The organism is Pseudomonas sp. HLS-6 TE3448 (assembly GCF_053629555.1).
In genome coordinates this window covers 1,263,997-1,285,855 of the sequence record NZ_JBRJIO010000001.1, presented here as the reverse complement: position 1 = coordinate 1,285,855, position 21,859 = coordinate 1,263,997, and the positions used below count along the sequence as shown (strand labels likewise).

At 59.5% G+C, this 21,859-nt stretch carries 20 protein-coding genes; 10 read left to right on the top strand and 10 right to left on the bottom strand.

Annotated features, from left to right (window positions below):
* The first annotated feature begins 57 nt into the window (after positions 1 to 57).
* Complete coding sequence (locus tag AB7M23_RS06050; RefSeq protein WP_099776417.1) at positions 58 to 585, top strand: DUF3617 domain-containing protein; 528 nt, start codon at positions 58 to 60, stop codon at positions 583 to 585.
* On the opposite strand, the gene AB7M23_RS06045 is transcribed toward AB7M23_RS06050, so the two are convergent.
* The 3 genes from AB7M23_RS06045 to AB7M23_RS06035 all read right to left on the bottom strand — a co-directional run bounded on the left by AB7M23_RS06045 (position 582) and on the right by AB7M23_RS06035 (position 2,521).
* Positions 582 to 1,142 (bottom strand): gamma carbonic anhydrase family protein, encoded by a 561-nt coding sequence (locus AB7M23_RS06045; protein ID WP_454240413.1) that lies wholly within the window; start codon positions 1,140 to 1,142, stop codon positions 582 to 584. The two genes, AB7M23_RS06050 and AB7M23_RS06045, sit on opposite strands and share 4 nt — an antisense overlap.
* A 36-nt stretch (positions 1,143 to 1,178) precedes the next feature.
* Positions 1,179 to 2,066, bottom strand: coding sequence for a GTP cyclohydrolase FolE2 (gene folE2, locus AB7M23_RS06040; protein ID WP_102052747.1), 888 nt, complete (start codon positions 2,064 to 2,066; stop codon positions 1,179 to 1,181).
* 71 nt (positions 2,067 to 2,137) lie between these two features.
* A complete protein-coding gene (locus AB7M23_RS06035; protein ID WP_102052746.1) occupies positions 2,138 to 2,521 on the bottom strand; it encodes a glutamine synthetase in 384 nt (127 codons plus the stop codon).
* 121 nt (positions 2,522 to 2,642) lie between these two features.
* Between AB7M23_RS06035 and zigA the strand changes: the two genes are divergently transcribed.
* Genes zigA through AB7M23_RS06020 form a run of 3 tightly spaced genes read left to right on the top strand, consistent with a single transcriptional unit; the run spans position 2,643 to position 5,497 of the window.
* A complete protein-coding gene (gene zigA / locus AB7M23_RS06030; protein ID WP_454240412.1) occupies positions 2,643 to 3,851 on the top strand; it encodes a zinc metallochaperone GTPase ZigA in 1,209 nt (402 codons plus the stop codon).
* Positions 3,851 to 4,486, top strand: coding sequence for a DUF1826 domain-containing protein (locus tag AB7M23_RS06025; RefSeq protein ID WP_102052745.1), 636 nt, complete (start codon positions 3,851 to 3,853; stop codon positions 4,484 to 4,486). The genes zigA and AB7M23_RS06025 overlap by 1 nt, the downstream gene beginning before the upstream one ends.
* Before the next feature lie 42 nt (positions 4,487 to 4,528).
* A complete protein-coding gene (locus AB7M23_RS06020) occupies positions 4,529 to 5,497 on the top strand; it encodes a CobW family GTP-binding protein (protein WP_102052760.1) in 969 nt (322 codons plus the stop codon).
* Here the strand turns inward: AB7M23_RS06020 and AB7M23_RS06015 are convergent, their stop codons facing one another.
* On the bottom strand, positions 5,498 to 5,890 hold the full coding sequence (locus AB7M23_RS06015; RefSeq protein ID WP_065758086.1) for a DUF3301 domain-containing protein: 393 nt from the start codon (positions 5,888 to 5,890) through the stop codon (positions 5,498 to 5,500).
* 116 nt (positions 5,891 to 6,006) lie between these two features.
* Between AB7M23_RS06015 and pdxY the strand changes: the two genes are divergently transcribed.
* Positions 6,007 to 6,879, top strand: coding sequence for a pyridoxal kinase PdxY (gene pdxY, locus AB7M23_RS06010; RefSeq protein WP_065758087.1), 873 nt, complete (start codon positions 6,007 to 6,009; stop codon positions 6,877 to 6,879).
* Here pdxY and AB7M23_RS06005 read toward each other — a convergent pair.
* Complete coding sequence (locus AB7M23_RS06005) at positions 6,876 to 7,361, bottom strand: acyl-CoA thioesterase (RefSeq protein WP_065758088.1); 486 nt, start codon at positions 7,359 to 7,361, stop codon at positions 6,876 to 6,878. The genes pdxY and AB7M23_RS06005 overlap by 4 nt on opposite strands.
* 316 nt (positions 7,362 to 7,677) lie before the next feature.
* Between AB7M23_RS06005 and AB7M23_RS06000 the strand changes: the two genes are divergently transcribed.
* Positions 7,678 to 9,438 (top strand): cation:proton antiporter, encoded by a 1,761-nt coding sequence (locus AB7M23_RS06000; RefSeq protein ID WP_065758089.1) that lies wholly within the window; start codon positions 7,678 to 7,680, stop codon positions 9,436 to 9,438.
* A gap of 74 nt (positions 9,439 to 9,512) precedes the next feature.
* On the opposite strand, the gene AB7M23_RS05995 is transcribed toward AB7M23_RS06000, so the two are convergent.
* From AB7M23_RS05995 to uvrD, 3 genes are all read right to left on the bottom strand, one after another.
* The gene (locus AB7M23_RS05995; protein ID WP_099776411.1) at positions 9,513 to 9,920 is read right to left on the bottom strand and encodes an SMI1/KNR4 family protein; all 408 of its coding nucleotides are present in this window, start codon (positions 9,918 to 9,920) and stop codon (positions 9,513 to 9,515) included.
* A gap of 111 nt (positions 9,921 to 10,031) precedes the next feature.
* The gene (locus AB7M23_RS05990) at positions 10,032 to 10,883 is read right to left on the bottom strand and encodes a Tim44 domain-containing protein (protein ID WP_065758091.1); all 852 of its coding nucleotides are present in this window, start codon (positions 10,881 to 10,883) and stop codon (positions 10,032 to 10,034) included.
* A 244-nt stretch (positions 10,884 to 11,127) separates the two neighbouring features.
* The gene (gene uvrD, locus AB7M23_RS05985) at positions 11,128 to 13,311 is read right to left on the bottom strand and encodes a DNA helicase II (RefSeq protein ID WP_065758092.1); all 2,184 of its coding nucleotides are present in this window, start codon (positions 13,309 to 13,311) and stop codon (positions 11,128 to 11,130) included.
* Positions 13,312 to 13,547: 236 nt separating this feature from the next.
* Between uvrD and AB7M23_RS05980 the strand changes: the two genes are divergently transcribed.
* Positions 13,548 to 16,418, top strand: coding sequence for an EAL domain-containing protein (locus AB7M23_RS05980; protein WP_099776407.1), 2,871 nt, complete (start codon positions 13,548 to 13,550; stop codon positions 16,416 to 16,418).
* A gap of 172 nt (positions 16,419 to 16,590) precedes the next feature.
* Here the strand turns inward: AB7M23_RS05980 and zwf are convergent, their stop codons facing one another.
* Entirely contained in the window at positions 16,591 to 18,033 is a 1,443-nt protein-coding gene (zwf, locus tag AB7M23_RS05975; protein WP_065758162.1) for a glucose-6-phosphate dehydrogenase, read from the bottom strand.
* 104 nt (positions 18,034 to 18,137) lie between these two features.
* On the opposite strand from zwf, the gene hexR reads away from it, so the two are divergent.
* Together hexR and AB7M23_RS05965 are read left to right on the top strand one after the other, a co-directional pair.
* Complete coding sequence (gene hexR / locus AB7M23_RS05970) at positions 18,138 to 19,004, top strand: transcriptional regulator HexR (RefSeq protein WP_065758094.1); 867 nt, start codon at positions 18,138 to 18,140, stop codon at positions 19,002 to 19,004.
* Positions 19,005 to 19,123: 119 nt separating this feature from the next.
* Positions 19,124 to 19,342 carry a PA3496 family putative envelope integrity protein gene (locus AB7M23_RS05965; protein ID WP_065758095.1) on the top strand — a complete coding sequence of 73 codons (219 nt, stop codon included), beginning with the start codon at positions 19,124 to 19,126 and terminating at the stop codon, positions 19,340 to 19,342.
* Here the strand turns inward: AB7M23_RS05965 and AB7M23_RS05960 are convergent.
* A complete protein-coding gene (locus AB7M23_RS05960; protein WP_176717392.1) occupies positions 19,284 to 20,231 on the bottom strand; it encodes a LysR family transcriptional regulator in 948 nt (315 codons plus the stop codon). The genes AB7M23_RS05965 and AB7M23_RS05960 overlap by 59 nt on opposite strands.
* Before the next feature lie 203 nt (positions 20,232 to 20,434).
* Here AB7M23_RS05960 and AB7M23_RS05955 point away from each other — a divergent pair, with 203 nt between their 5' ends.
* Positions 20,435 to 21,850, top strand: a complete 1,416-nt coding sequence (locus AB7M23_RS05955) for an acetyl-CoA carboxylase biotin carboxylase subunit (RefSeq protein ID WP_065758097.1) — start codon at positions 20,435 to 20,437, stop codon at positions 21,848 to 21,850.
* Positions 21,851 to 21,859 lie beyond the last annotated feature (9 nt).

Here is a 21,859-nt window from a genome sequence, read left to right as displayed (position 1 = left end):
TAAATCAGCGTCTAAACCATGTTCCGGCCCGACGCCGGCGTTTCGAGGAGTGACTAGATGAAGATTCGTCTGCCAATACTGGCGCTGGTCTTCGGGTTGGCGAGCCCGTTGGTGAATGCACAGATGTTGCAGCCAGGCCTGTGGGAGTTGACCACCAGCAACATGCAGGTTGATGGCAAGCCGCTGCCGGATATGCAGTTCATGCTCGGCCAGTTGAAAAACCTGCCGCCCGAGCAGCGTGCAATGATGGAGCAGGTGTTGGCCAAGCAAGGTGTCACTGTGGCGGGGAATGGCGTGCGCTCCTGCCTGACTCAGGAGCAGGTCAACAGCGATAACATCCCCTTGCAAGACCCCAAGTCAGGTTGTCGCCAGGAAATCACCGAGCGCAACGGCAATGTCTGGAAATTCCGTTTTAGCTGCCCCAAAGCCCAAGGCGCCGGGCAGGCTCAGTTCCTCAGTGACCGTGAGTTCCTGACCAAGGTCAACGGCACCTTCAACGCTTCGGGAACGCAGCAACAGGGCAGCATGGAAACCCGTGCGGTCTGGCTCGGCAGCAACTGCGGCACCGTTAAGCCACGCACCTAGAACTCGTTCTGCAGCGCCTTGTAGCCCCGCACCAGGTCAACGTTGGTGCGGGCTACGTCTTCGGAGAATTCCGATGCGCTGATGCTCACAGGAGGAAACTGTGAGAGATCCGTGCTGGCACCCATTCGCGTTGTTGAGGGCACATAAAATTGCGCCGGCAGGTTGCAGCCATCGACCACCGAGTTGTGCCGTACCACGCTGCCGTCGCCGACGGTGCAGTTGAACAGTACGCTGTTGAAGCCGATGAACACCCGATTGCCAACGGTGCAGGGGCCATGGACGATGGAGCGGTGAGCAATCGAGGTGAGCTCGCCAATGGTCACCGCGGCCCCTGACTTTGAGTGGATCACCACACCATCCTGAATGTTGGAGTTGGCGCCAATAGTGATGGGCTCCATCGCGCCGTTGCTGTCCACTTCATCAGCCCGAATGACCGCATAGGGCCCAACGAACACATTGTCGGCGATGATCACCTTGCCGCAGATGATTGCCGTTTTATCGACATAAGCGGATTCGGCGATCACCGGTAGATCACCGCTGGGGTTCTTGCGAATCATGGCTATTTCTCCCTTACCAATGAACTACCACTACCACTACCACTGCCACTGGCTGCGGGCGACTGCATCGTGAGCATGCAAGCTCTCGGCATGTTCAACCTGCAGGCTGAACCCGTCGATCCAGGCATGGCGCCTTAAGGCCAGGTGTAAACGGCGTACGGCATCTTCGCAGAACATCAGGTTCTGACCGTTGGCCAGTGCGAAGGCTTGCTCATCGGCGCGTTTCACTGCGGTCTGCACCGCCGTACCCAGTGCTCCTTCGGCATGATCAATCAGTGCGACGATGGGAAACACACTAACGTCTTGCGTTAAACGTACCTGCAACGTTGCCAGGCTGCGTTGGCTATGGGGCGTGGCAACGATGCCAGCGGCACTGCCTAGCCAGGAGAGCAGCGCATCATGGCTGAGTGGTTGGTTAGCGAAATCGGCGAGAAATTGCTGTTGAATCAGTTGCCTTGCGAGTGCTGCGGAACAGGGGCAGGTTGAGGAATAGGTCACGTGCACATTTAGTTCCACGTGGAACACTTCTTGTTCTAGGCGTGCAGTCAGCACCACGGGATAGGCCTTCCAGCCTGACAGCGGGCTGACCAATGCTGGCTGTTTCAGCATGACTTCAAATTGCAGGCGCAGGTAAGCGCTGTCAGAAAGACCGCAGTGGCTTTCCAGAAAGTGTTCAAGCACCTGATGAATCAGTGCTGGGCAAAGTTCTTTTTGTTCCAGTGCTTCCAGTGCCAGGTACAAGCGCGACATGTGTATCCCGCGTGATTCGCCGTTATCCAGGCTGACGCCGGCATCGGCACTGGCGCGCAGCCGTTGAGCGTTGAACGACACCGGCAAGGCAATGCCGCACATGCCCACCCAGTTCAGTGGTAGTGGCTGGTGTAGTGCCTGAGTGGCAATGTCGGGAAGAGGCAGGGCAGTCATGGGTTGTTCGTCGTGGCGGAAAAGTAGTTTGTTATATTATAACGATGCAGTGCTCCACAAGACTGCAGGGATTACTGGCAACCGCTTACTCGACTGCAGCGCACGCCAAAGCGCTGTCCGCTGGAACTGGATACGCGGTTGATCGTGGTCCAACCGACGCGACGGCTGTAGCCGACCCAGGCTTCACCGTCACTGGCCAGCCCGGTGAAGAAGGTCAGTTGACCGTAGCGGTCGCTGGTTTGTGCCCAGCGACGTTTGCCCTCTATCTCGTACCCGCGCAAAAACACGGTGCTGCCTTTGGTTTGCACACTGTAGTAATTGCCCTCGAGATCCTTGCAGGCCAGCAGGTTTGCGCTGCGCGTGCAGTGCGCCAGCGTGTCGCTGGGTAGTGCCTGCGCGAGGGCGTGCGGGGCAAGTGCAGCGAGGCAAACAAGCCAAGCCCACGGTTGATTCATCAAGACTTCCTCGAGGTGGCTAGCGGTCGTGCGCTTGCGAAGGTGCTTGGAATAAGCGCACTGTTATAATATAACATGTCGTAAAGCATCTATCGAATGCTGCCCCGATGAGGACCCCACCATGCCCGACCGTCTTCCCGTTACTGTGCTCTCTGGCTTTCTCGGCGCAGGCAAGAGCACGCTGCTCAATCATGTGCTGCGCAATCGCGAAAACCTCCGGGTGGCAGTGATCGTCAACGACATGAGTGAAATCAACATCGATGCCAGTGAGGTGCAACGTAATGTCAGCTTGAACCGTGCCGAGGAAAAGTTGGTCGAGATGAGCAACGGTTGCATCTGCTGCACCTTGCGCGAAGACCTGCTCGAGGAAGTCGGGCGACTGGCTCGAGAAGGTCGGTTCGATTACTTGCTGATTGAGTCGACCGGAATTTCTGAACCACTCCCCGTGGCTGAAACCTTTACCTTCCGGGATGACCAAGGCCGCAGCCTGGCCGACCAGGCGCGGCTCGATACCATGGTCACGGTAGTCGATGGTTTGAATTTCCTGAGTGATTATCAGGCTGCGGAAAGCCTGGCGAGCCGTGGCGAAACCCTTGGCGAAGAGGATGAGCGTTCGATCAGTGACCTCTTGATCGAGCAGGTGGAGTTCGCTGATGTGATTCTGGTCAGCAAGATCGATCTGGTGGGTAGCCACAGCCGTGACGAACTAATGGCGATCCTGCGTAGCCTTAACGCTCACGCGCAGATTGTTCCAATGGTCATGGGACAGGTGCCGCTGGAGCGGATCCTCAACACCGGCTTGTTCGACTTGGACAAGGCCGCGCAGGCGCCCGGTTGGCTTCAGGAACTGCGTGGTACGCATGTGCCTGAAACGCAGGAGTATGGCATTTGCTCATGGGCCTGGCAGGCCCGGCGTCCGTTGCATCCGCAGCGCTTCTTCGACTTTATCCACAGCCCCTGGACGAATGGGCGACTGCTGCGCTCCAAGGGCTTTTTCTGGCTGGCCAGTAAACTGAGTGATGCCGGTAGCTGGTCTCAGGCAGGTGGCATGGTTAGACACGGATTCGCCGGTCGTTGGTGGCGCTTTGTGCCTCGCGAGCATTGGCCACAGGATCAGGACAGTCAGGCGGCAATCCTCAAGCATTGGAACAGCGCGTGCGGTGATTGTCGGCAAGAACTGGTGTTCATCGGCCAGCATATTGATTTTGCCAGGCTTGAAGCTGAGCTGGCGGCCTGCTTGCTGAGTGACGCTGAAATGGCGCTAGGCGAAGACGCCTGGAGTCAGCTGCCGGACCCCTTTGGTCCGTGGTACGAAGAGGACGCTGCCTGATGTTGGCACCAACGCCTCGTTATGTTCCGCGCCAGGTACTTGGTGAATCACCTCAGGTCCTGGGTGAAGCCTTGCAGGACGGGGTCAATCTGGCCGTTTGGGAGCGGCAACTGCCTGTGCATATCGCCGATTTTGCCAGCCTGTTGTTGTCATTGAACCAACCATTGGCGGAGTCGTTCACGTTGGAATTGGACGACGACGGGCAACTTCCGGCATTGCCTGCGGTGGCCAGAGGCTATGCCGACCTGACAGGCTACGATGGCTTCGTCGCCGATGTGGCCTGGCTGGTTGGTGCCTATGCCTGCCTGCTTGATGCTCGTCGGGTTGGGGTACGTCTTACGGCACTGGACAACGCCATGTGCCCGCGTTGGCATGTCGATCACGTACCCTTGCGGCTGCTCACGACCTATGCCGGGCCCGGCAGCGAATGGCTGGAAGAGGCTGTGGATAAACGCGTCCAGCCGCTGCCGGCAGAGGTCGAGCCGGCGCGGGTTCGTCAGTTGGGCTGTGGTGCTGTCGCCTTGCTGAAGGGGGAGAAGTGGTTGGGTAATGAAGGCTGCGGGCTTATCCACAGGTCGCCAGCACTGGCCAACGGTGAGCGCCGTTTGATCCTTAGCCTTGACTGGATGGCCTGAGTCCAGCGCATAGTGTGCGATCTTCCAGGCCTGTTGATGACCATGCTGCAGAACATACCTACCCACGTGATTGCCGGGCCCTTGGGGGCCGGTAAGACCAGTCTGATTCGCCACTTGATGGCTCATCGCCCGGCCACTGAGCGCTGGGCGGTGTTGATAAACGAGTTCGGTCAGATCGGCCTGGATGCGGCGCTGCTCAGCACTGCAGATGACGGCATTGCCATGGGCGAGGTGGCTGGAGGGTGCTTGTGTTGTGTGAACGGCGCACCGTTTCAGGTTGGCCTGGGTCGGTTGTTGCGCAAATCCAGACCAGACCGGCTGTTTATCGAACCTTCAGGGCTTGGTCACCCGGCGCAGCTGTTGGCGCAACTGCGCCAGCCACCATGGCAGGGTGTGCTGGATGTGCAGCCCTTGGTGATGGTGCTGGATGCCCAGATGTTGGCGGGTGGCCAGCCGCTAGCGGACAGTCAGCAAGCCGCATTGGTTGAGGCAGGGTTGTTGGTGCTGAACAAAGCCGAGGCTGTGGATAGTGAAAAACGGGTGTGGATAACCTCCCGATTACCCACCGTGCCGTGCTATTGGACGGAACAGGGTCGGTTACCTCTGGATGAGCTGCTGAAGCAGTCCACCGCAATTGTGGATAAGCCGGCTGTGGATAATTCTGCGTTGCCTGACGGTACCGCACCACTCGGCGCTCTGTGGACAAGTCCATCCGAGCCGATCTGTCTGCACCATCAATCAACTGACGGCTGGAGCATTGGCTGGCGCTGGCACCCGAGTCAGTTGCTCGATGCGCAGCGTATAGAGGGGTTTCTTGCGGGGCTGGTGTGGCGCCGGGCCAAACTGGTTATCCACAGCCCGGAAGGTTGGGAGTCTGCTAACGCATTGGAAGGTAAACCCCTGGTCTGGCAGTCGAGCCACTGGCGGCGTGATTCACGTATCGAACTGATCTTTGCTCAGCCCCAGGATGCTGAAGCGCTGCAACAAGGCATGGCGGCATGCCTGTGTTGATCAGTTGTGCCAGCGGTTGTGCTCCTGGCGCCACTGTTTCATTTCAATCACGTTGTCATGGTGTTGCACTGGCTTGATCTCGAACGGGTAGGGCGCCAGTTCGATTTGCATGGCGTGGGCGCCAAATTGAGTGATGGTGCCGGGGTGGCGTTGCTCCCCGGTTACCGTGAACTCAAAGTTATACACACGGGCCAGGCGCTTCCTGCCATTGGCATCACGGATAAAGGCGATACGTTTGAGCGCGACGTTGCCGTCGAGCAACTCCAGGTCGAGCTTGGCGCAATGCTGTTTGACCCTTTCCAGCGCTTTTTCACGCAGCCCGTGGTTATGCCAAAGCCAAGCACCGACGGTAGCCAGCAGCATCAGTACGGATAGATTTTCGAGGGTCAACATTACATAGGCTCCAACGAGGTGTACTCAGCTTAACCGCCTCCCAGCGCTGTCGTACAGGTGGTATTTAGCGCCATACTGCATGCCTTGTCTCTATTACAACGCATCGGAAGCCTTGCATGAAACGTACGCCACACCTGCTTGCTATCCAGTCTCATGTGGTCTTCGGTCACGCCGGCAACAGCGCTGCGGTGTTCCCCATGCAGCGTGTGGGGGTCAACGTCTGGCCACTCAATACCGTGCAGTTCTCTAACCACACACAGTATGGCCAGTGGACTGGAGAAGTGCTTGCGCCAGCGCAAATTCCTGCGCTGGTGAACGGAATCGCGACGATCGGTGAGCTTGGCAATTGCGATGCGGTGTTGTCCGGTTACCTCGGCAGTGCGGCCCAGGGGCGTGCAATCCTCGCGGTTGTGGCGCAAATCAAGGCGGCCAACCCGGCAGCGCTGTACCTGTGCGATCCGGTGATGGGGCACGCAGAAAAAGGCTGCATCGTGCCCGAAGAAGTCAGCGACTTTCTACGAGAGGAGGCGCTGGCGGCGGCCGATGTGTTGTGCCCGAATCAGCTTGAGCTGGACAGCTTTTGCGGTCGTCGCGCTGAATCGCTCGACGATTGCGTTGCAATGGCACGGTCGTTGTTGAGCCGTGGGCCGAAGGCGGTATTGGTCAAGCACCTGGCCTATCCGGACCGGCAAGCCAATGATTTTGAGATGCTGTTGGTGACCGCTGAAGGCAATTGGCACCTGCGTCGCCCGCTGCTGGCCTTCCCGCGCCAGCCGGTGGGTGTCGGCGACCTCACTGCCGGGTTGTTCCTGGCTCGGCTGCTGTTGGGCGACAGTTGGGTCGCGGCATTCGAGTACAGTGCCGCAGCTGTGCATGAAGTACTGCTGGAAACCCAGGCCTGCGGCAGTTATGAACTGGAACTGGTGCGGGCCCAGGATCGTATTGTGCATCCACGGCTGCGTTTTGAGGCGCAGCGCCTGGCGTTTTAAAGGGCGTCGGCCTTGAGCTCCTGGTAGCGTTTTTCCAGCTCCTGGCGAATCAGGCGGCGCTGCTTACCCTGCAGGAAACGACGCTTTTCTTCGCTGGTTTCCGGCTGACGTGGCGGCACAGGCACGGGCTTGCGGTCGTCGTCGACGGCGACCATGGTGAAGAAACAGCTGTTGCTATGGCGCACCGAGCGTTCGCGGATGTTCTCAGTGACCACTTTGATGCCCACCTCCATGGAGGTGGTGCCGGTGTAGTTGACCGAGGCCAGGAACGTCACCAATTCGCCGACATGCACCGGCTCGCGGAAAATCACTTGATCAACCGAGAGTGTCACCACATAGCGGCCAGCGTAGCGGCTGGCACAGGCATAGGCGACTTCATCGAGGTACTTGAGCAGGGTACCGCCGTGTACGTTGCCAGAAAAATTGGCCTTGTCCGGAGTCATCAGGACGGTCATCGATAGCTGGGCGTTTCCAGGTTCCATAGTGTGCTCACGGTGAGGTTGCGCTGAGTGGGGGCGCCTGAACGGACGCTTCTTTCCCCGTTACGATTCCCATCATAAAAACGGGACGCTGGCAGGCTCCTTGCCGTCACGCGTTTCAGGTCATTTGGTCGGGCAAATCTGTCGATCTGTTTCTACATATTGCATCGCCAGCCTCATGCAGTGGCGGGTGTTAACCTCAGTTGGCCCATGCAAGGTGGGTTATTCCTACAGATAAAGCATAAAACAGGTGCCGCTCAATCAGATCACTCTGACAGGTACTTGTTTGTTTTTTGTACGTATTCAGGAGGTGTCCGCCATGCATGCCATCAGCTTTATTCAGGATTTGGCGGTGATCATGCTGGTTGCCGGGGTCGTCACCGTGCTTTTTCATCGCCTCAAGCAGCCGGTGGTCTTGGGTTACATCGTTGCCGGGTTCATCATTGGCCCTTATACCCCACCGTTCGGCCTGATTCACGACGAAGACACGATCAAGACCCTTGCCGAGCTCGGGGTGATTTTCCTGATGTTCTGCCTGGGCCTGGAGTTCAGCCTGCGCAAGCTGTTCAAGGTCGGGGCAACCGCCTTTATCGCCGCTTTTCTGGAAATCGTCCTGATGATCTGGATCGGCTTCGAGATTGGCCGCTGGTTTGGCTGGAGCACCATGGATTCGTTGTTTCTCGGGGCGATTCTGGCGATTTCCTCGACCACGATCATCGTCAAGGCGCTCAATGACCTGAAGATGAAGAACGAGCGCTTCGCCCAGTTGATCTTCGGTGTACTGATCGTTGAAGACATTCTGGGTATCGGCATTATTGCCTTGTTATCGGGCATTGCCGTCAGCGGTACGGTCAGCTCCGGTGAGGTGTTTTCCACGGTCGGCAAACTGTCGCTGTTCATGATTGTGGCGTTGGTGGTCGGCATTCTTCTGGTGCCGCGTGTGTTGGCCTACGTGGCGCGCTTTGAAAGCAACGAGATGCTGCTGATTACGGTGCTAGGGCTGTGCTTCGGCTTTTGCCTACTGGTGGTCAAGCTTGAGTACAGCATGGTGCTGGGTGCGTTCCTGATTGGCGCGATTATGGCTGAGTCGCGGCAGTTACTGAAAATAGAGCGCTTGATCGAGCCGGTTCGTGACCTGTTCAGTGCCATCTTTTTTGTCGCCATCGGCATGATGATCGACCCGCGGGTGCTGCTCGACTATGCCTGGCCGATTGCGGTGATTACCGTTGCCGTCGTGCTGGGCAAGATGCTTTCTTGCGGCATGGGAGCGTTTATTGCGGGCAACGATGGGCGCACGTCGTTGCGTGTCGGCATGGGCCTGTCACAGATCGGCGAGTTCTCTTTCATCATCGCGGCGCTGGGGATCACCCTGCAGGTCACCAGTGACTTCCTCTACCCGGTCGCGGTGGCCGTGTCGGCGATTACCACGCTGCTGACGCCGTATTTGATTCGCAGTGCAGATCCGTTGTCACAGAGGCTGGCCAAGGTCATGCCGCAGCGTCTGGGCCGAGTACTGTCGCTGTATGGTGAATGGTTGCGCAGTATTCAACCACACGGCGAGGGCGCGATGCTGGCGGCCATGATCCGGCGGATTCTGTTGCAGGTTGGGGTCAACCTGGCCCTGGTGGCCGCGATCTTCTTTAGTGGCGGTTACTTCGCATACCGCATCAGCGCCTGGTTGAGCGGCTGGATCAGCGACACAGGGCAGCACAAGGCCTTGATTTGGGGCGCAGCGCTGTTGTTGTCGCTACCGTTCCTGATCGCGGCTTATCGCAAGCTCAAGGCGCTCTCGATGCTGTTGGCGGAAATGGGGGTGAAGCCGGAGGTGGCGGGGCGACATACCCAGCGTGTTCGACGGGTAATCGCCGAGGTGATTCCGCTGCTGTCGTTGTTGGTGATTTTCCTGCTGTTGTCGGCATTGTCGGCCAGTATTCTGCCGACCAGTGAACTGCTGCTGGTGATCGCGGTGGTCGCTGCGGGCGTGGTCGCGTTGCTCTGGCGCTGGTTCATCCGGGTGCACACGCGGATGCAGATCGCTTTGCTCGAAACGCTAGAGCATGATGACGGCCATCACCGCTAGGGTGCGGTGATGGCGCGTCCTGCCAGCGCCAATCAACTGCCCGATGGCCGTTGATGCTTCAGGCGATGTTCAGGTCAGCTTTCCAGCCAGACATCCCGAGCCCAGTGCCAGACCGATTCCCAGCTTTCCTCGGTGACGCATTCTTCTTCGCCCGACCACAACACTACGGTGCCGTCTTCTTCGACGCAGTAGTAGTCATCGCCGTCCTGGCAGAGCGGGATCAGGTCGCGCGGTACGCCCGCATCCCAGGCATTGGCGGCGACTTCAGGCAGGTAGGTGTGCGATTGTGGGTCGGTCGCGGTCACCGGTTCCAGGCTACCGTACACGACATCGCTGACGGTCAGCAGGAACTCTTTGAAGACGAAGGGAATGTTGATGAACAACTGCTCTTCGATCTCGACCAGTTGATCCTCGTCGGGCAACTCCAGTGGAACCGGCACAGGTTCATTGGCTTCACGGAGTTGTTCAATCACTTCTTCCACGGCTCTATCCTCTTACCTTGATGACACGCTGCGCGTTATACCCTAGTAGCGCAATCCGGCAAAAGCAAAACCCCGGGACAGGCCCGGGGTTTTTTGTGCAATGCCTGAAAATCAGCCGTTCTGGCGGATCCCGGCGACCAGCCACGGCTGGTTCTCGCCTTGGGCACGTTCCATGTTCCAGCTTTCGCTGAACACTTCGCCCTGGTCGAAGCGCGAGGTTTTCGACACGCCGCTGAAGGTCAGAGTGGCGATGGTCTTGTCGGCGCGGTCGTCGACACCTTCCAGTTGCACATTCAGGTCATCGATGTAGGTGGACTGGAAGCCCTCGCCCAAGGCCGCGCGCTCCTGCTTGAGGAACTGCAGCATTTGTGGCGTGACGAACTCGGCGATCTTGTCCATCTCGTTCGCGTCCCAGTGCTGCTGCAGCGACTGGAAGTGGTTGCGTGCTGCAGCCAGGAAGCTCTGCTCGTTGAACCAGGCCGGTGCGTTGATGACCGGGCGGGCCGACGAGGCTGGCGAACCACCGAATACCTGCGGCTGTGCTGGTTGCTCGTAGGCTTCACGCTGGAACGGTGCGTGACCTGCTGGCGCCATCTGTGGCTGCTGTTGCTTGCGACGGCGGGCCGCAATGAAGCGGAACGCCAGGAAGGCGATCAGCGCCATGATGATGATGTCGAGGAACTGCATCCCCTCGAAGCCATCACCCATGAACATCGAGGCCAGCAGGCCACCGGCGGCGATACCGGCCAATGGGCCGAGCCAGCGCGAGGCGCCGCTGGCAGCGGCAGGCGCACGGCCTGGCATTGCGGGGGTGGCTGCCGGAGTGGATGGGGCGGCCTGGCGGGTTTGATGGGTCGGTGCTGCGCCCGAGCTCTTGCCGCCGCCGAAGCGTTTGGCATTGGCGTCGAGGCTCATCGTCAGGCCAATGCACAGCGCTAGAGCGATGCTAAGAAAACGTTGCATAGTATGGGAATTCCCGTTTTGTGGATTGCACGCGCGTCATGGTGCACAGGTTGTAGGCTGCATGACCAGCACCATAATGTTTCCAGCTTTTGCTTGATTATGCCTTCATGCTTGACTCAAGCCTGTTGCACGATCAGCTAATACCTGGGGGCCGGTGGCTATGGGGTCAGGCGGCAAGGGCCCAGAACGTCCATGAGGAAAAGAAGCCCGAGCCCATTGCGTTACCTTTGTCCAGAAACGCGACTTAGATGGCTTCCAGCTTGGCATAACCCAGCATCAGCCACTTGCTGCCTTCGGCGAAGTTGACTTGCACGCGTGCCTGCGCGCCGGAGCCTTCAAAGTTCAGGATCACGCCTTCGCCAAACACTGCATGCTGTACCCGCTGGCCGAGGTTGAAGGCGGTTTGCGGGATGTTAGCGCTACCGAACAGGCTGCTCGAATTCTGCTTCTGGCCAGAACCGAATGGGCGGCTGACGCTGTTGGACAAACGCACTTCCTGAATCAGTCCGGCCGGAATTTCACGTACGAAACGTGACACCTTGTTGTAGGTCTCGCTGCCGTACAGGCGGCGGGTTTCGGCGTAGGTCATGACCAGTTGCTGCATGGCCCGGGTAATGCCGACATAGGCCAGGCGGCGTTCCTCTTCGAGGCGCCCCGGCTCCTCCAGGCTCATCTTGTGCGGGAACAGGCCTTCTTCCATGCCCACCAGGAACACGTAAGGGAACTCCAGGCCCTTGGCGCTGTGCAGGGTCATCAACTGGATGCTGTCTTCATGCTCATCGGCCTGGGCCTCACCGGCTTCCAGCGAGGCATGGCCGAGGAATGCCGAGAGCGGCGAGAGGTCTTCGTCGTCTTCACTGGTTTCAAAGTTGCGCGCTGCGCTGACCAGTTCCTCAAGGTTTTCTACCCGTGCCTGGCCTTTCTCACCTTTCTCTTCCTGGTGATAGACGATCAGCCCTGATTGCTCGATCACTGTCTGGGTCATCAGGTGCAGCGGCATTTCCAGCACCTTCGCCGCCAGGTTTTCGATCAGTTCGATAAAGGCGCTCAGCGCGCTGGCTGCACGGCCCTTGAGGCCCTTGTTGGCGAGCAGCAGGGCCACGGCCTCCCACATCGAGACCTGGGCATGGCGGGCATGCTCGCGAATGGCTTCGACGGTTTTCTCACCGATGCCACGCGGCGGCACATTAATGACCCGCTCCAGTGCCGCGTCGTTGCCACGGCCCTCCAGCAGGCGCAAATAGGCCATGGCGTTCTTGATCTCGGCGCGCTCGAAGAAGCGTTGCCCCCCGTAGATTCGATAGGGGATGCGTTCGCGCAGCAGGGCCTCTTCGAGCACCCGCGACTGGGCGTTGGAGCGGTAAAGGATGGCGATATCGCTACGCGCCGCACCGGTCTTGATCACGCTTTCGATGGTTTCCACCACGTAGCGCGCTTCGTCGTGTTCGTTGAAGGCGGCGTAAAGGCTCAGTGGTTCGCCGTCGCCACCGTCGGTCCACAGCTCTTTGCCCAGGCGCCCGCTGTTGTTGGCGATCAGGGCGTTGGCGGCTTTGAGGATGCCGGCGGTGGAGCGGTAGTTCTGCTCCAGGCGGATCAACTCGGCGTCGGGGAAGTCGCTGGTGTACTGATGAATGTTCTCGATCTTGGCACCGCGCCAGCCATAAATGGACTGATCGTCGTCGCCGACCACCATCAAGCTGTCGCCACCCTTGGCCAGTAGCCGCAGCCAGGCATATTGCACGGCGTTGGTGTCCTGGAATTCATCCACCAACAAGTGGCGGAAGCGGCGCTGGTAATGCTCCAGTAGGCCGGGATGGTCGCGCCAGAGGTCCAGGGCGCGCAGCAGCAGTTCGGAGAAGTCGATGACGCCAGCGCGTTGGCAGGCGGCCTCATAGGCTTCATAAATGCTGCGCATGGTGCCCAGGAACAGGTCGCCGCTGGCTTGAATATGCTGTGGGCGCAGGCCTTCGTCTTTCTGGCCATTGATGAACCATTGCGCCTGGCGTGCAGGCCAGCGCTGTTCGTCCAGGCCCAACTCGCGGATTACGCGCTTGACCAGGCGTTGCTGATCGTCGCTGTCGAGAATCTGGAAATTCTGGTTCAGCCCGGCTTCTTGCCAGTGCGCCCGCAACAGGCGATGGGCCAGGCCGTGGAAGGTGCCCACCCACATGCCTGCCGGGTTGATACCCATCAGTTGCTCGATACGCTGGCGCATCTCGGCGGCAGCCTTGTTGGTGAAGGTCACCGACAGGATCGAATGCGGTGAGGCCTGCTCGACCTGGATCAACCAGGCGATACGGTGCACCAGCACACGGGTTTTGCCGGAGCCGGCACCGGCCAGGACCAACTGACGGCCAACCGGGGCCGCTACGGCCTGACGTTGGGCATCGTTGAGGGAGTTCAACAGGAGAGAGAGATCATCGCGCATCCGGCCATTCTAGGGGGCAGGGGAGTCAGGGGCAAACCTGGCGTGGAAAATCCGTCGGGGTGACGATCCGCTGGTCATGGCGTGCAGGCCTTGGCCCGCGTGCTTGAGCGGTCGCCATGGTTATGGCGCGTGCATCAGGTTGGTGAATATTTATAACGCAGAGCAGTTTGGTAGTGGTCGATGCTTGTGTATGCTCCGTGCCACGTTTAAGGCTCACCATTACAAGAATACTGCCTATGACCTTCGGTTCAGGCTCTGCGAGCGTCCCTCAGGAAGCACGCCGGAGCATTCGAAAGCAATTTGCCACGCAACTGGCCGTCGAGCGCACCCGCTTGTTGTATCAGGGGTCGCTGCTGCCAACGTTGTTCATGCTGCTCAATGGCCTGGTATGCGCCTGGTTGCTGTGGAGCCCGCCACGCTATTTTCAGATCAGTATCTGGATGGTCTGGCTGATGGCCCTGGTTGCCTTGCGAGTGATCCAGGTCGCGGCATTCGACGCGGCCATGCCAGAACGTCAGGCGCAACCGACCTGGTGGCGAATGTTCCTCCTGGGTTCGGCTTTCAGTGGCCTGACCCTGGCCAGCGCAGCGATCGCCCTGGTGCCTACGGATAATTTCGTACAGCAAGCCTGGGTCTTTGGCCTGCTTGGCGCGGCGACACTTTCGGCCAGCATTGCCTACGCTGTCAGCTTGCCCGCCTTCCTCAGCTTCACCTTGCCATGTTTGTTGCCGCCGATCCTCTACCTGTTCTGGAGTGGTGCCGACGAGCACCTGGGTTGGGGCTGGTTGGGCCTCATCCTGCTGGGGGCCTTGTTAGTGGTTGCCTGGCAGGTCAATCGCCTGATTGAGAACGGGTTGCTGCGCCGCTTTCAGAATCAGGCGCTGATTGAACACCTGCAGGCTGCACAGCATCGCAGTGAACAGCTCAACCAGGCCTTGGCCAGTGAAGTCGAGCGGCGACGGCTGATCGAAGACCAGTTGCGTCAGGCCCAGGTCGGCCTGGAGTCGCGGGTGGCGCAGCGCAGCCAGCAACTGGACGCCGCCAATCAGGCGTTGAGCAAGAGCGAGCAACGCCTGGCGTTGGCGCTGGACGCCAGTGAGCTGGGTTTATGGGACTGGAACCTGCAGAGCGATGAGGTTCACCACACCCAGCTTCGCGAGTTGTTTGGCCTTGATCCAGAGCAGGTCAAGGCGATGCTGGCTCACCTCAAGCCGCGCTTGCACCCCGACGACCTGCCGTCGCTCAAGCGCACGCTGGTCGAGCATTTGAAGGGGCGCACCGAGGATTACCGTATCGAGTACCGGGTTCGTCACAGCCAGGGCCACTGGTGCTGGGTCGAGGACCGTGGCCGGGCCGTCGAACGCGATGCCGACGGGCGTGTTGTGCGTATGCTGGGGACGCGGCGCGACATCAGCGCAAGCAAGGCTCAGGAAGAGCAACAACGCTTGGCGGCCACAGTGTTCGAGGCTGCCAGTGAAGGTATTGCCATTCTCGACCCGGATTACGTGCTGCTGGCCGTCAATCAGGCATTTTGTCGGATCACCGGCTATGACCGAGAAGAGTTGCTGGCGCGCAACGTGCTGGAGTTGCCCTGCAGCCGCGACGCGCGGCGGCATCTGTCGGCGATTGACCAGGCCCTGGAGCAGCAGGGCGGGTGGCAGGGTGAGCTGGTTGAGGCGCGCAAGAGTGGCGAACTCTATCCCCAGTGGCTGCAACTCAATGGTGTGCGGGATGCACAGGGCAACATCAGCAGTATTGTTGGCTTCTTCAGTGATCTCTCTGCGCGGCGCGAGTCGGAAGAGCGTTTGCGCTACCTTGCGCATTACGACGAACTCACGGGCCTGGCCAACCGTGCGCTGTTCCGATTGCGTTTGCATGAAGCCGGGCAGCGCTTACCTTTGAGTGGCCGTAGCCTGGCCTTGCTGCATATCGACCTCGATCGCTTCAAGCTGTTGAACGAGAGCCTTGGGCATGAGATCGCAGATCAACTGCTGACCCAGATGGCCCGGCGTATCAGCAATGCGTTGCCTGAGGCCGATACCGTTGCGCGGCTTTCCGGTGACGAGTTTGCGGTGCTGTTTGATGGGTACACCAACCTGTCGAGCCTGGTGCGGGTTACGACACGCCTGCTCGACAAGCTGCGTGCACCGTTGCGGGTTGCGGGTCATGAGTTGGTGATCAGTGCATCGGTCGGTATAAGCCTGCTCTCCGATACCACTCGGGAGGTCAGTATGCTGGTCAGCCAAGCGAACATGGCGATGCAGCATGCCAAGCACCTGGGGGGCGACAACTTCCAGTTCTACACCGAAAGCCTGCAGGCCAGCACGTTGGAGCGTCTGCAACTGGAGAATCAGTTGCGCAGGGCGATCGAAGAACGCCAGCTGGAGGTCTACTACCAACCAAAACTGTGCCTGGCCACAGGGCGTCTGACAGCAGCCGAAGCCTTAGTGCGCTGGCATCATCCGCAATGGGGCATGGTACCGCCGAGCGAGTTTATCGGGTTGGCCGAGGAAACCGGGCTGATTGCGCCGATGGGTGAGTTCGTCTTGCGTCAGGCGTGTTGGCAAGCCTGCGAATGGCAGCGTCAGGGCTTGGCACCGATACGTGTCTCGGTAAACCTTTCGGTTCATCAGTTACGTCAGGGCAAGTTGGTCAGCCTGGTGCGTCAAGTGCTTGATGAGAGCGGGCTGGAACCTCATCTGCTGGAGCTGGAACTGACCGAAAGCCAGTTGCTTGACAGTGTCGAGCACATCATTGCGACGTTCCGTCAGTTGCATGAGTTGGGGGTGAAGCTGGCCATCGACGATTTTGGAACGGGTTACTCGTCCCTGAGTTACCTCAAGCGATTCCCGGTGGACTACGTCAAAATCGATCAAACCTTTGTTCGCGGCCTGACCGAAGGCAGTCAGGATGCAGCGATCACCCGAGCGATCATCGTCATGGCCCATAGCCTGGCGCTCAAGGTGGTGGCCGAGGGTGTTGAAACGCAGGAGCAGTTGGCTTTTCTACGTGAGCAGGGCTGCGATGAGGTACAGGGGTATCTGATCAGCCGGCCGGTGGCGGCGGCCAATCTGATGAGTTTGCTGTCGATGCCGCCTGTGTGGTGATGCAGCCGCGTGGCTGAATACCCTGCAAACAAAAAACCTGCCTGGCATTGCGGGTACCAGGCAGGCAAGGGGAGAAGCGTTCGCGCTCAGCCAAGCGCTGGTGTTCAGTATCGGATCAAACGAATCACTATCGGTATTACATAGTAGTCGCTCATTGGCGCGTGTCATGTGCTCAGTTGTGCCATTCCCGGCCTTGATGGGCCAGCAGGCTATGTGCCTGGTCGGGGCCGTTGGTGCCAGCGTGGTAGGGCCTGGGGGCCTGGAAGTATTCCTGCCAGCCGTTGAGGATCGGGTCAATCCAGGCCCAGGCGGCCTCGACTTCGTCACGGCGCATGAACAAGGTTGAATCGCCCTCCAGCACATCCAGCAGCAGCCGTTCGTAGGCTTCCCAGCGACGTGTCTGGCCGAACACCTGGGCCAGGTTCAGGTTCAGTTCCACAGGCTCCAGGCGCATGCCTTTGCCTGGGCTTTTGGTCATCATCTGCAGGCTGATGCGTTCGTCCGGCTGTAGCTGAATCAGCAACTGATTGGTCTGTGCGCCCTCGAACAGTTGGTGCGGTACCGGTTTGAACTGAATGACAATCTGCGACGACTTCTTCGCCATCCGTTTACCGGTACGCAGGTAGAACGGTACGCCGGCCCAGCGCCAGTTGTTGATATAGGCTTCAACGGCGACGAAGGTCTCGGTATCGCTGTCGTTGTCGACATCTTTCTCGAAGTAATACGCCGGTACTTCCTGCCCGCCGATCTTGCCCGCGCTGTACTGGCCGCGCACGGTCCGATCCTGGACATCCTGGCCGGTGATCGGCTTGAGGGCCCTGAGGATCTTTACCTTCTCATCGCGCACGGCTTCGGCGTTGAATTGAGCCGGTGGCTCCATGGCTACCAGGCAAAGCAGTTGCAGCAGATGGTTCTGCAGCATGTCGCGTGTCGCCCCAGCGCGGTCGTAGTAGGCCCCGCGGTTTTCGACGCCCAGGGTTTCGCACACACTGATCTGCACATGGTCGATCTGATTACTGCGCCATACCGGTTCCAGCAGGGCGTTGGCAAAGCGCAGGGCCATGAGGTTCTGTACGGTCTCCTTGCCCAGGTAATGGTCGATCCGGAACACCTGCGACTCGTCGAGCACGGCGCCAATGGCACTGTTGATTGCCGTTGCCGATTCCAGCGAATGGCCGATAGGCTTTTCCAGTACGACCCGCGCGTCGCTGTCAGCCAGCCCGGCAATCTGCATATGGCTGATGATCGGCACGAACAGGTCGGGTGCCGTGGCCAGGTAGTAGATCCGCGTCAGCCCGCCTGGTTCGCCGAGGAAGCGCGCCAGACGGCCGAAGTCGGCGCTCTGCGAGGCGTCCATGGGAAAATAGTCGAGACGCGCCGAGAAACGCTTCCAGACCTCTTCATCGAAGTCATGGCGGGCAATCTGGGCCCGGCAGCGGCGCTCGGCGAGCAGCCGGTAGTCGCTGCGCGGCAGATTTTTTCGAGCCAGCGCAACGATACGCACTTCAGGGTGCAGGCGTGCTTCGCGATACAGGTGGTAGAGCGCCGGAAGCAGCTTGTGCAGGGCCAGGTCACCGGTGCCGCCGAATACCATGATGTCGCAAGGGATAGTCAATACCACCACTCTCCTAGATCGTTTAGCTGGGCGGGTCGCCGGTCATGTAGTATAACTACAAGAAAGCTACAACCCGGTCAGTCGATCATAACCGAGTCCTGCCCTTGAATCTGTTGCAACACATCGCCCAGTCGCGCCATCTGCTACGTAAGTCGGAGCTCAAGGTTGCCGACCACGTGCTGCTCGACCCAGCAGCCGTCATGCATAGCTCCATGGCCGACCTTGCCCACAGCGTCGGCATCAGCGAGCCGACCATCGTGCGCTTTTGCCGCGCCATTGGTTGCTCCGGGTTCCAGGACCTCAAGCTCAAGCTTGCCCAGAGCCTGGCGGCCGGGGCCAGTTTTGGCCAGTTTGCGATCCATGAGGACGATTCGGTTGCCGACTACAGCCTGAAGATCTTCGACACCACCCTGCACACCCTGATGGAAGTGCGTGAGCACCTCGATGCCCAAGCGCTGCAGCGTGCCGTGACCGCCATGGCCCAGGCCCAGCGCGTCGAGTTCTACGGGTTTGGCGCCTCGGGCGCGGTGGCTGCCGATGCGCAGCACAAGTTCTTCCGTCTGCTGCTCAGCGCTGCTGCCTATTCCGACCCGCACATGCAGGCGATGTCGGCGGTCACCCTGAAACCGGGTGATGTGGCCATCTGCATTTCCCAGTCCGGGCGCTCCAAGGACCTGCTGATCACCGCCAACCTGGTGCGCGAGAGCGGGGCAACCCTGATTACCCTGTGCCCGAGCCAGACCCCGTTGGCTGAGCTTTCGAGTGTCAACCTGGCCATCGACGTTCATGAAGACACCGAGATCTATACCCCGTTGACCTCGCGGATCGCCCACCTGGTGGTGATCGACGTGCTGGCAATGGGCGTTGCCATGGCCCGTGGCCCGAGCCTGGTCAACCACCTCAAGAGCGTCAAACGCAGCTTGCGCAGCCTGCGCCTGTCGCCCAAGTCGATCAAGGCCCTGGACGACTGACCACCGCCGACTGTCCCCGTACGGTCGGCAAGGTTCATGGTTTTGTCATCGCCGCGCCGCCAAATCGTCACCGCCATTGCGCACCCTGAAACTCCCGTACTTGACCAGGGAGATTCGCAATGGCTCGTGAATTTGATCGTCCGTACCCGTCCAACGCCAAGGCCCGCAAGCAGCAGGAAAAGGATCAGCGCCGCATGGAGTATCGCCGTGCGATCGAAAGCTATTCCGAGCAGCGCCGCCTGTTGCAGGAAATTGCTGACTACCCCGAATTACAGGCCGTCAACCTCTGGCAGGTATCGGCGGCAGAGTCCCCGAGAAACGCTCAACAAGTGCGCTGATTTGCGCGCGTTCGCTGCGGATGTATGCAAGAAAGGCCAGGGCTACCGGCGACTGCCGCTTGGCCTTGGCCTGTACCACGCACCAGCTTCGGTACAGCGGTAGCTCTTCCACGGGCAGTTCGCGCAACACGCCGGTGGCCAGTTCCAGGTTCAGCGCATGACGCGTCAGCAGTGCGATCCCGAGCCCGGCAATGACGCACTCGCGTTGAGCGTCGGCAGACGCCACCTCCAGTGTCTGGGAGAAGTGTACGCGTTTGTCTTTGAAGTACTCTTCGCAGGCTTTGCGCGTGCCTGAGCCTTGCTCGCGGACCAACAGCGTGTGGGGCTCCAGGTCTTGCAGGCGCAGGCGTTCGAGCTTGCAAAGCGGGTGGTCAGGTGGCGCCACGGCAACGATCGGGTTGTTCAGGAAGGGCATGAATTCCAGGCCCATGTCCTGCGGCACCATGGACATGATGATCAGGTCATCACGGTTGTCCGAGAGGCGCCGAATCGCCTGGGCGCGGTTGACCACGGTAAGGGTCAGGTTGACCTCGGGATGAAGCTTCTTGAAGGCGGCAAACAGGTGCGGCACGAAGTACTTGGCGCTGGACTCCACCGCCAGTTTCAGTTGCCCCTGCAGAGAGCCTTGCATGTCCGAGAGCTGCATGTCGAAGCTCTCCAGGCGGCCGAATATGTCTCGGCTGGCGCGCTGCAAAGCCTCAGCGGCTTCGGTGAGGTAGAGCTTCTTGCCCACGTACTCAAACAGCGGCTGGCCGACCAGTTCTTCGAGCTGGCGGATCTGTAGACTAACGGCGGGTTGCGTCAGCGACATCTCTTCGGCGGCTCGGCTGTAGGAGCGCAGATCGCAGACTTCGTTGAAGACTTTCAACTGCCGTAATGTCATACGCATCAATGACTTACGCATCTCTCATCCGGCTCCGGACAAACCTTGTTACGGCACTATAAGCTTTTGCTAATGCAAGGCCTAATAAATATTGATTTTTGTTTATTAAGCGACGGCGCTAGGGTACTTATGCGACTGGCCAGCAACGTATGGTCACGCGCCGACCGGTCTCGCCGGTTCGTCTGTTCCAATGGCTTGGGAATATTCCAGTGATAAAAAAAATCCTGATCGCCAACCGGGGTGAGATCGCAGTACGGATTGTCCGTGCTTGCGCCGAAATGGGCATTCGCTCGGTGGCGATCTATTCCGATGCCGACCGTCATGCACTGCACGTCAAGCGTGCAGACGAGGCTCACAGTATTGGTGCCGAACCCCTGGCCGGTTACCTGAACCCGCGCAAGCTGGTGAACCTGGCGGTAGAGACCGGCTGCGATGCCCTGCATCCTGGCTATGGTTTCCTGTCAGAGAACGCCGAACTTGCGGACATCTGCGCTGAACGCGGGATCAAGTTCATCGGCCCTGCGGCAGAAGTCATTCGCCGGATGGGCGACAAGACCGAAGCGCGGCGCAGCATGATCAAGGCCGGCGTACCCGTGACCCCGGGCACCGAAGGCAACGTCGCTGACATACACGAGGCGCTGCGCGAAGGTGACCGCATTGGCTACCCGGTCATGCTCAAGGCCACGTCGGGTGGCGGTGGTCGTGGTATTCGCCGCTGCAACAGCCGTGAAGAATTGGAACAGGCGTTCCCGCGGGTGATTTCCGAAGCGACCAAGGCCTTTGGTTCGGCGGAAGTCTTCCTCGAAAAATGCATCGTCAACCCGAAACACATTGAGGCGCAAATCCTCGGTGACAGCTTCGGCAATGTGGTGCACCTATTCGAGCGCGATTGCTCGATTCAGCGCCGCAACCAGAAGCTGATCGAAATCGCCCCCAGCCCTCAGCTGACCCCGGAACAGCGCGCCTACATCGGCGACCTGTCGGTACGTGCGGCCAAGGCGGTCGGTTATGAAAACGCCGGTACCGTGGAGTTCCTGCTCGCCGATGGCGAGGTGTACTTCATGGAGATGAACACCCGGGTACAAGTGGAACACACCATCACCGAGGAAATCACCGGCATCGACATCGTACGTGAGCAGATTCGTATTGCGTCGGGCCTGCCGCTCTCGATCAAGCAGGAAGACATCCAGCACCGCGGCTTTGCCCTGCAGTTCCGGATTAACGCCGAAGACCCGAAGAACAACTTCCTGCCCAGCTTTGGCAAGATCACCCGTTACTACGCACCCGGTGGCCCTGGCGTGCGTACCGACACGGCGATCTACACCGGCTACACCATCCCGCCGTTCTACGATTCGATGTGCTTGAAACTGGTGGTTTGGGCCCTGACCTGGGAAGAAGCCATGGACCGCGGCCTGCGGGCGCTGGATGACATGCGCGTGCAAGGGGTAAAGACCACCGCCGCTTATTACCAGGAAATCCTGCGCAATCCGGAATTCCGCAGTGGCCAGTTCAATACCAGCTTCGTGGAAAGCCATCCGGAACTGACCAACTACTCGATCAAGCGCAAACCCGAAGAGCTGGCCCTGGCCATCGCTGCTGCCATTGCCGCCCACGCAGGCCTGTGAGGAATACGA